Origin of the sequence: Haemophilus parainfluenzae (assembly GCF_003253005.1) — a bacterium.
Taxonomy (GTDB): domain Bacteria; phylum Pseudomonadota; class Gammaproteobacteria; order Enterobacterales; family Pasteurellaceae; genus Haemophilus_D; species Haemophilus_D parainfluenzae_M.
In genome coordinates this window covers 1-7695 of sequence record NZ_QEPZ01000012.1, presented here as the reverse complement: position 1 = coordinate 7695, position 7695 = coordinate 1, and the positions used below count along the sequence as shown (strand labels likewise).

General features: G+C 39.9%; 8 protein-coding genes and 1 tRNA gene. 7 read left to right on the top strand and 2 right to left on the bottom strand.

Translation table 11 applies throughout. The features are described from left to right. Positions 1–67 (top strand): EF-Tu C-terminal domain-related protein (locus tag DPV97_RS09715; protein WP_080265453.1); only part of this gene is annotated, 67 nt, incomplete at its 5' end. Between the two features lie 149 nt (positions 68–216). Here DPV97_RS09715 and DPV97_RS09415 read toward each other — a convergent pair. Further along, positions 217–311 (bottom strand) — tRNA-Sec (locus tag DPV97_RS09415). A 72-nt stretch (positions 312–383) separates the two neighbouring features. Between DPV97_RS09415 and selA the strand changes: the two genes are divergently transcribed. The 3 genes from selA to DPV97_RS09400 are packed head-to-tail and all read left to right on the top strand — an operon-like array spanning position 384 to position 4532. After that, on the top strand, positions 384–1766 hold the full coding sequence (selA, locus tag DPV97_RS09410) for an L-seryl-tRNA(Sec) selenium transferase (RefSeq protein WP_070713056.1): 1383 nt from the start codon (positions 384–386) through the stop codon (positions 1764–1766). After that, the gene (selB, locus tag DPV97_RS09405; RefSeq protein WP_070713059.1) at positions 1763–3622 is read left to right on the top strand and encodes a selenocysteine-specific translation elongation factor; all 1860 of its coding nucleotides are present in this window, start codon (positions 1763–1765) and stop codon (positions 3620–3622) included. Before selA ends, selB begins: the two co-directional genes overlap by 4 nt. A 7-nt stretch (positions 3623–3629) precedes the next feature. After that, a complete protein-coding gene (locus DPV97_RS09400) occupies positions 3630–4532 on the top strand; it encodes an RsiV family protein (RefSeq protein WP_070713062.1) in 903 nt (300 codons plus the stop codon). A gap of 28 nt (positions 4533–4560) precedes the next feature. Here the strand turns inward: DPV97_RS09400 and tusA are convergent, their stop codons facing one another. After that, positions 4561–4800 (bottom strand): sulfurtransferase TusA, encoded by a 240-nt coding sequence (gene tusA, locus DPV97_RS09395; RefSeq protein ID WP_049362660.1) that lies wholly within the window; start codon positions 4798–4800, stop codon positions 4561–4563. A 116-nt stretch (positions 4801–4916) separates the two neighbouring features. On the opposite strand from tusA, the gene DPV97_RS09390 reads away from it, so the two are divergent. Genes DPV97_RS09390 through hemG form a run of 3 tightly spaced genes read left to right on the top strand, consistent with a single transcriptional unit; the run spans position 4917 to position 7508 of the window. After that, positions 4917–5528 carry a YigZ family protein gene (locus DPV97_RS09390; protein ID WP_070713064.1) on the top strand — a complete coding sequence of 204 codons (612 nt, stop codon included), beginning with the start codon at positions 4917–4919 and terminating at the stop codon, positions 5526–5528. Positions 5529–5538: 10 nt separating this feature from the next. After that, the gene (locus DPV97_RS09385; RefSeq protein WP_070713066.1) at positions 5539–7002 is read left to right on the top strand and encodes a TrkH family potassium uptake protein; all 1464 of its coding nucleotides are present in this window, start codon (positions 5539–5541) and stop codon (positions 7000–7002) included. Beyond that, complete coding sequence (gene hemG / locus DPV97_RS09380) at positions 7002–7508, top strand: menaquinone-dependent protoporphyrinogen IX dehydrogenase (RefSeq protein ID WP_070713069.1); 507 nt, start codon at positions 7002–7004, stop codon at positions 7506–7508. Before DPV97_RS09385 ends, hemG begins: the two co-directional genes overlap by 1 nt. Positions 7509–7695 lie beyond the last annotated feature (187 nt).

The following is a 7695-nucleotide window of genomic DNA, read 5'->3' as shown; positions in this document are numbered from 1 at the left end:
ACGTTTCGCAATCCGTGAAGGTGGCCGTACAGTAGGTGCTGGCGTTGTTGCGAAAATCATCAAATAATTGATGTATTAACTGTAACAAGTTAGATTAAGAAGGCGTATCGAAAGATGCGCCTTTTTGTTTGCCTAAAATTCTGTAAAATTATAATGAAAATTCAAATTAAAAAAGTGAATGTTAGGAAGAGAGAAATATTCGTTGGAAGAAAAAAGTGGCGGAAGGTCATGGGAGTTGAACCCACCCGGGAACGCTGGCGTCCCCAACAGGATTTGAAGTCCTGCCACCTCACCGGAGATGACGACCTTCCGTTATTGAAATTGCGGTTACTTTAGCGTAAATTAGTTTGCAATTCAATGCCATTTTGAAATAGGAATTAAAAATGACCGCACTTTTCCAACAACTTCCTTCTGTAGATAAATTTTTAAAAACACCAGAAGGTGAAATGCTTTTAACTGAATTTGGTCATTCAGCTGTCGTGCGTGAATTACGCCAATTATTGTCTGATGGGCGCGAGTTTATCAAACAGCATCAACATTTACCGCACTTTTTTGCCGATCATTTGAATACATTGCGTTATTTACAAGAGCGATTGACTCAACAAAATCATGTGCAAATTAAATCAGTCCATAATTTAACCGGCACAGTATTACACACAAATTTAGGGCGAGCATTGTGGGCTGAAAGTGCACAACAGGCAGCGCTTCATGCGATGAAAGGTAATGTTGCGTTAGAATATGATTTGGAAGAAGGCAAACGCAGTCATCGGGATAATTATATTAGTGGACTACTTGCACAACTCACAGGTGCAGAAGCTGCTTGTATCGTTAACAATAATGCTGCAGCTGTACTCTTGATGTTGGCCACCTTTGCTAAAGATAGAGAAGTCATTATTTCTCGTGGTGAGTTAATTGAAATCGGTGGTGCATTTCGCATTCCAGATATTATGGCTCAAGCAGGCTGTAAACTTGTTGAAGTGGGAACAACAAACCGCACACATTTGAAAGATTATCGTCAAGCAATCAATGAAAACACGGCTTTCTTGATGAAAGTACATTGCAGTAATTATCATATTAGTGGGTTTACTGCTTCGGTTTCAGAACAAGAGCTCGTTGAGCTTGGACGAGAATTTGATATTCCTGTTATTACGGATCTTGGTAGTGGGGCATTGATTGATCTAAGCCAATATGATTTACCGAATGAGCCAACGGTGCAAGAAAAAGTCGTACAGGGCGTAAACTTGGTGTCATTCTCGGGTGATAAATTATTGGGTGGAACACAAGCCGGTATTATCGTCGGTAAAAAAGAGTGGATTGCTCAGTTACAAGCTCATCCATTAAAGCGCGTATTGCGTTGTGATAAAGTGATTTTAGCTGGGCTTGAGGCAACATTACGCCTTTATCTCCAACCAGAAAAACTCACTGAGACATTGCCAACTTTACATTTGCTCACCCAATCAATAGATGTATTAAAAGAAAAAGCCGAACAACTTAAAGCCTGTTTAGCAAACCGCTTAAAAGATTACCAGGTTGAGATTGAAGAAAGTGTTGCTCAGGTTGGGAGTGGTTCTCAACCGATGGCGACGATTCCTTCTCTCGCGGTGACGATTGCTGAAAAAACAGAGGCAAAATTGACCGCACTTTTAGCAGTATTCAAAGCGTTAGAACAACCAATAATCGGTCGTGTTGAGAAAGGAAAAATTTGGTTAGATTTACGTAGCGTGGCTGACTTTAAGGCATTATTAGATACGGTGGAAAAATTATGATCATAGTAACATCAGGGCACGTCGATCATGGTAAAACAGCCCTTTTAAAAGCAATGACAGGTACGAATACTGCTCATTTGCCGGAAGAAAAAAAACGTGGCATGACTATTGATTTGGGGTATGCCTATTTGCCTTTAAAAGAGAAAGTACTCGGGTTTATTGATGTGCCTGGCCATGAAAAGTTTCTCGCCAATATGTTGGCGGGGCTTGGTGGTGTTCATTATGCGATGCTCATTGTCGCTGCAGATGAAGGGATTGCCGCACAAACTAAAGAACACTTAGCGATTTTGCATCAGCTTCAATTTACTGAAATCATGGTAGTGATTACCAAGGCTGACCGAGCAACAGATGAGCAAATCGAGGCATTAAAAACACAAATTCAGACGGATTATCCATTCTTAGCTGAATCTCATTATTTTATTACATCGGCACAAACAGGCTTAGGGATTGATGCGTTACGCGATTATTTAGCCAATTTACCTGAATTAGCTGAAATAGATAAACCGTTCCGTTACGCCATAGACCGTGTTTTTAGCGTGAAAGGGGCGGGGACAGTGGTAACGGGGACGGCATTTGCGGGAACGGTGGCCATTGATGATGAACTCTTCCTTTCTACGGGACAAAAGGTTCGCGTAAAAAATATTCATGCTCAGAATACACCGAGCGAAAAAGGCTTGGCTGGTCAACGTTTAGCGCTCAATTTAAACGTTGATTTAGATCGTATTCCAATGCAGCGCGGCGATTGGTTGCTAGCCTCAGAGCCACTTGAGCCAACCGATCGTATTACCATTGAAATTACACCTGAAGTGAATTTGAAAGACAGTCAGCCAGTGCACATTTATCATGCGGCAAGCCGTACGACGGGTAAACTCACCTTGCTTGAAAGCAAAAATACAATGAAAAATGACCGCACTTTGGCAGAAGTTATTTTAGAACAGCCATTATTTTTAGCTTTTGGGGATAAATTAATTTTACGTAGTGGTGATGCGAAAGCGTTAATTAGTGGTGCCAAGGTACTCGAAATTCATTCACCAAAACGTTATAAGCGCACAGAGGCTCGTCTAGCGTTCTTGGCTAAACTTAATCAGGCTCAAACCGCTACACAACGCATCGGATTGACCTTACAAAAAGAGGCGATTTCAGCTCAAGCTTTAATGTGGAGTGAGCAACTAACCGAAAATCAGCTGGCTGAAGCATTAGCCGAGAATGGCGATATCCGTTTCCAAAATTGGTGTTTTAATCGCGATTATCAACGTGAAAAAACGCAGCAAATTTTGACCGCACTTGCTACCTATCATGAGCAACATAATGATCAGCTAGGTTTGAGTAAGGCCCGCTTATACCGTATTGCGACAGTAAACCAACCGGAAAATCTGATTTATCATTTTATTGAAGAAATGCTTGATGAAGGCCAATTGCAGCAGACTCGTGGTTGGCTACATTTGCCTTCACATAAAATCCAATTTTCAGCCGAAGAGCAAAGCTTATGGCTAGCGGTGTTTGCTGAATTTGAGAAAGCGCATGGTCAAGCCATTTGGGTGCGTGATATGGCAACAGCCTTGGCACAAGATGAAAGTGTAATGCGTAACTTTATGTATAAAGCAGGTAAATTGGGCTATCTCACCCCAATTGTAAAAGATCGATTTTTCCTGACTGAGAGCATTTATGCTTATGCTCGCTTAATTAAGCAAATAGCAGGTGAAGAAGGTAAGATTGCGGTAAATGAATTACGTGACAAGCTTAATTTTGGTCGAAAACTGACCGTACAGTTAATGGAGTATTTTGACCGTACCGGCTTTTTACGCCGCAAAGGCAATGACCATATTTTACGTGATAAAGATACATTTGATTTATAGGTAATACATGAAAAAGACACTGATTTCAGCCTTAATTTTAACCGCACTTTTTGCGGTAACAGGCTGTGAAGATAAAGAAACGAAGGCAACCATTGAGCAACAAACACAGACAATTGCACAACTAACGGCAGAAAATACGCAATTAAAAGCTGAAAAAGAAAAGGCGGCGAAGGTTATTCCAGCAATTATTGCTCAAGATGATGTGATTTTTGATAAAGAGGAAACTATCAAATATCCTAAATCGTCCAAAGAAGATGAATATGTGCCTGTAGAAAGTAAACTTCATTACAGCATTTCTACACTAAAAACGAATATTGAATGGTTAGATTCACTACTTTTAGAACAAATTTCCAAAAATGCTGACGGTAAACCAAGAAGCCGCGAGCAGCTTATAGCAGATTACCAGAAAGCATATGATGAAGCTAAGAAAGAGATGTTGGAATCCCCAATAATTGGTGTTGATGAAACCTTAGATTTAGCATTTAGTCACCAAAGGGGTAAGCTTGCTGTATTTTTAATAAATTATTACAGCTATAGCGGTGGCGCTCATGGCGTTGGGGGGGACCATTATCTTAATATTGATTTAGAAACAAAAAAACTACTTTCATTTGATGATGTGTTTAAACCAAACCAACAAGCCAAATTAAAAGAATTGCTTTGGGAACGTTATACTCGATATGGCGAGGTAAAAGATGAGGAAGTATTTACTTCAAAAGACGATTTTGAAGTAACCGATAATTTCTATTTAGATCATGACGGTATTCATTTTGTGTATAACGTGTATGAAATTGCGTCTTATGCAGATGGACCACAGGAGCTGGTGATTGAGTGGTGGAATGCCTCTGCGTTATTGAAGCCTGAATTTCTTCAGAAACAGTATTATCCCGTTTCGAGTAATACGGCAGAATAACAAAGTGCGGCCAATAATAGCTGCATTTTTATTGGCCTTTTTTCACCCAGTATTTAAAAGGAGTACCTTTGGTTTCACTCGCTAAAAGGGTATGTTCCATAAATTGGCAGAAACTGGGAATATCGCGAGTCGTGGCAGGGTCGTCCGCTAAAATAAGCAGCACTTCACCTTCATTCATGTGACGAATGTTTTTTCTTACGAGCATCACGGGTTCAGGACAACGTAAACCAACGGTATCAAGGGTTTTATCGACAGTAATTTCAGTCATTGTTATTCATCAGTTTTATTGAAATTGAGCTACATCATACAATAATTATGGGGAAATTTCGATAAATCCGCTATCAATGATAAACTACGCAACAAATTCATTCGAACAATTATTTCATGGCTGAATACCTTATCCCCAAAAGTGCGGTCATTTTTGAAGAAGAAATCAAGAAAAGTCGATTTATCACGTATTTGCAACATACGGAAGGACTTGAACAAGCCAAAGCTTTTTGGGCAGAAATTAAAGCACAGCACCCTAATGCCCGCCATCATTGTTGGGCTGCAGTGGCCGGCAAGCCAACCGATTCTCAACAATTAGGCTTTTCTGATGATGGTGAACCGGCAGGTACTGCAGGAAAGCCAATGCTATCTGCTTTACAGGGTAGCCAAGTTGGTGAAATCAGTGCTGTTGTTGTTCGTTATTATGGTGGCATTTTATTAGGCACGGGCGGTTTAGTTCGTGCTTATGGAAATGGTGTGCAGCAAGCTTTAAAATTATTAGAAACTGAACGAAAAGTAGAACGTCAGTTATTCCAAGTTCATTGTGATTATGCACAATTAAATTGGATTCAAATTTTATGTGAACAGAATCAAATTGAAATTTATCAGCAAGATTTTCAAGTGCAGATTACATTGCAGTTAGGCATTAGTGAAGATCAAATTAAACCCTTTGAACAAGCATTAATTGAGCGTTCGGCAGGAACGTTGAAATTAGAAGAAATTAATTAAGCGAGATATTGTGCATATTTTATCCATTATTCGGATTATCGGCATTTTGATCATGTGCTTTTCCGGCACGATGCTGATTCCAGCCTTTGTGGCGCTGATTTATGACGATGGCGGCGGTAAAGCATTTATGCAAGCTTTTGTATTGAGCTTAACCGTGGGCATGTTGCTCTGGTGGCCTTGTCATCACCACAAACAAGAATTGCGGTCTCGTGATGGTTTTTTAATTGTGGTGGCATTTTGGTTCGTTCTGGGTGGTTTAGCAACCTTACCATTGTTATTATTTGATTCACCTCATTTAACATTAGCTTCCGCCGTGTTTGAGGCATTTTCCGGGCTGACAACCACGGGTGCCACAGTCATGACTGGATTAGATAATTTACCGAAAGCCATTCTGTTTTACCGTCAATTTTTACAATGGTTAGGCGGCATGGGGATCATCGTACTTGCGATTGCGATTATTCCTTTATTAGGTATTGGCGGAATGCAGTTATACCGAGCTGAAATGTCTGGTCCAATGAAAGATCAGAAAATTCAGCCAAGGATAGCAGAAACGGCAAAGGCATTGTGGTTTGTTTATTTCTTTTTAACCATGTCTTGTACATTGGCTTATTGGCTAGCAGGTATGACCCCGTTTGATGCACTTACACATAGTTTCTCGACGGTATCCATTGGTGGCTTTTCTACGCATGATGCCAGTATCGGCTATTTTAATAGCTCGGCGATTAATTTTATCACGGTTATTTTCTTGTGGATTTCGGCTTGTAACTTCGCATTGCACTTCAGAGCATTTTCGACTTTAGGACGAGAAAATATTTTGAAGATTTACACAAAAGATCCAGAATTCCGCTTCTTTATGAGCATTCAAATTTTGCTTATCGTGGCATGTACATTGGTGATGATTAGCCACCAATATTTTGATTCCTCATGGCAGGATTTTGAGCAAGTCGTATTCCAAGCCGTATCAATTTCAACCACAACAGGCTACACCACATCGAATTTCGCTGAGTGGCCTTCTTTTGTGCCGATGTTATTAATTATTGCCTCTTTTATTGGTGGCTGTGCTGGCTCAGTCGGTGGCGGTTTGCGTGTTGCACGGATTTTATTGCTATATCTTCAAGGTGCAAGAGAACTGAAACGATTTGTACACCCTAATTTGGTGTATCCAATTAAATGGGGTAAAAATGTCCTTGATGAACGAGTGATTGGGAGCATTTGGGCCTTTTTCTCAGCGTATCTATTGGTATTCACTATTTGTTTATTAAGTGTGATTGCATGTGGTGTCGAACCTTTTGATGCCTTTAATGCGGTATTAGCAAGTATTAATAACCTTGGACCAGGATTAGGTTCAGTAAGCAGTAATATGACAGCGATACCAGATAGTGCTAAATGGGTACTCACCATAGCGATGGTATGTGGTCGTTTAGAAATTTTCACATTATTGGCACTCTTCACACCGGCGTTTTGGAAGGCATAATGAAAACATTAATTTTATATTCAAGTCGTGATGGACAAACTAAAAAGATTGCTGAGTTTATGGCTCAGCATCTTGAAGGAGAAGTGGTGGTTTCACCGTTAATGGAGGGGCAGGATCTTCAATTTTTTGATCTGGTGATTATTGGAGCATCCATTCGTTATGGTCATTTTAATAAACAGTTATACCATTTTGTTGAACACCATCATGAATTGCTGAATGCAAAAAGTGCGGTCTTTTTTGGCGTAAATTTAACAGCGAGAAAAGAAGGGAAAGATACGCCAGAGGGAAATGTCTATGTGCGTAAGTTTCTTCAACGCATAAAATGGATTCCGGCAAAAGTAGGCGTATTTGCAGGCGCATTGCTATATCCACGTTATAAATGGATTGATCGAGTCATGATTCAATTGATTATGAAAATTACAGGTGGCGAAACGGATTCGACCAAAGAAATTGAATATACCGATTGGGGAAAAGTAAAGGCATTTGCAGAAAGTCTGAATCCGTAGAATAAAACACCATAAAAATTGTGTTTTTTAGACGATTTGATTAAAAGATCCTCAATCAATAAAAAATTTACATTTTTTTACAAAAAGATCTTGCAAAGGCATCTGAAATACCTATAATACGCCCCACACAACGACGCGCTGTTGTGAAGCTTTAGAAAAACCAGTGCGTCGTTCTTTTTTGCTCTTT

What these genes read in the sequence shown, in the direction of transcription:
- DPV97_RS09390 (WP_070713064.1), top strand. Translation starts at nt 4,917, where the DNA reads ATGGCTGAATACCTTATCCCCAAAAGTGCGGTCATTTTTGAAGAAGAA.
- tusA (WP_049362660.1), bottom strand. Translation starts at nt 4,800, where the DNA reads ATGACTGAAATTACTGTCGATAAAACCCTTGATACCGTTGGTTTACGT.
- hemG (WP_070713069.1), top strand. Translation starts at nt 7,002, where the DNA reads ATGAAAACATTAATTTTATATTCAAGTCGTGATGGACAAACTAAAAAG.
- DPV97_RS09400 (WP_070713062.1), top strand. Translation starts at nt 3,630, where the DNA reads ATGAAAAAGACACTGATTTCAGCCTTAATTTTAACCGCACTTTTTGCG.
- selB (WP_070713059.1), top strand. Translation starts at nt 1,763, where the DNA reads ATGATCATAGTAACATCAGGGCACGTCGATCATGGTAAAACAGCCCTT.
- selA (WP_070713056.1), top strand. Translation starts at nt 384, where the DNA reads ATGACCGCACTTTTCCAACAACTTCCTTCTGTAGATAAATTTTTAAAA.